The sequence below is a fragment of the Acrocarpospora phusangensis genome, assembly GCF_016862995.1.
Lineage (GTDB): Bacteria > Actinomycetota > Actinomycetes > Streptosporangiales > Streptosporangiaceae > Acrocarpospora > Acrocarpospora phusangensis.
Genome location: NZ_BOOA01000199.1, coordinates 1 through 1316, shown reverse-complemented (window position 1 = coordinate 1316; position 1316 = coordinate 1). Strand labels below are relative to the sequence as shown.

General features: G+C 55.3%; 1 rRNA gene. It reads left to right on the top strand.

The window, feature by feature from the left end:
• Positions 1-50: 50 nt before the first annotated feature.
• Positions 51-1316, top strand: a 23S ribosomal RNA gene (locus Aph01nite_RS40890); the annotation flags it as partial.

The following is a 1316-nucleotide window of genomic DNA, read 5'->3' as shown; positions in this document are numbered from 1 at the left end:
GTTGTCTGTTTGTTGTTTGTGAATTGCATAGTGGACGCGAGCATCTTTGTGGCCAAGTTTTTTAGGGCACACGGTGGATGCCTTGGCATCAGGAGCCGATGAAGGACGTGGGAGGCTGCGTTAAGCCTCGGGGAGTCGCCAACCAGACGTTGATCCGGGGATGTCCGAATGGGGAAACCTAGCACCAGTCATGTGGTGTTGCCTCCGCCTGAATGTATAGGGCGGTTGGTGGTAACGCGGGGAAGTGAAACATCTCAGTACCCGTAGGAAGAGAAAACAATAGTGATTCCGTGAGTAGTGGTGAGCGAAAGCGGATGAGGCCAAACCGTATGCGTGTGATAGCCGGCAGGTGTTGCGCATGTGGGGTTGTGGGACCCTCTTGTGGTTGCTGCCGTGACCACGAGCAGTAAGAAATCGTTCTGGTAGTCGAAAGCTCTGGGAAGGGCTGCCGTAGACCGTGAGAGCCGGGTAGGCGAAATCAGTTCGACTGTTTGAGGGGATCCCAAGTAGCACGGGGCTCGAGAAATCCTGTGTGAATCTGCCAGGACCACCTGGTAAGCCTAAATACTCCCTGGTGACCGATAGTGAACAAGTACCGTGAGGGAAAGGTGAAAAGCGCCCCGGTGAGGGGTCGTGAAATAGTACCTGAAACCGTGTGCCTACAAGCCGTAGGAGCGTACACAGGCTTGCCTGTGTGTGATGTGACTGCGTGCCTTTTGAAGAATGAGCCTGCGAGTTATGGTGTGTGGCGAGGTTAACCCGTGTGGGGGAGCCGTAGCGAAAGCGAGTCTGAATAGGGCGTTTGAGTCGCATGCTGTGGACCCGAAGCGGGGTGATCTACGCATGGGCAGGTTGAAGCGTGGGTAAGACTGCGTGGAGGACCGAACCCACCAGGGTTGAAAACCTGGGGGATGACCTGTGTGTAGGGGTGAAAGGCCAATCAAACTCCGTGATAGCTGGTTCTCCCCGAAATGCATTTAGGTGCAGCGTTGCGTGTTTCTTGCCGGAGGTAGGGCTCTGGATGGCTGATGGGCCCGACAAGGTTACTGACGTCAGCCAAACTTCGAATGCCGGTAAGTGAGAGCGTGGCAGTGAGACTGCGGGGGATAAGCTTCGTAGTCGAGAGGGAAACAGCCCAGATCACCGACTAAGGCCCCTAAGCGTGTGCTAAGTGGGAAAGGATGTGGAGTCGCAGAGACAACCAGGAGGTTGGCTTAGAAGCAGCCATCCTTGAAAGAGTGCGTAATAGCTCACTGGTCAAGTGATTCCGCGCCGATAATGTAGCGGGGCTCAAGTACACCGCCGAAGTCGTGGCA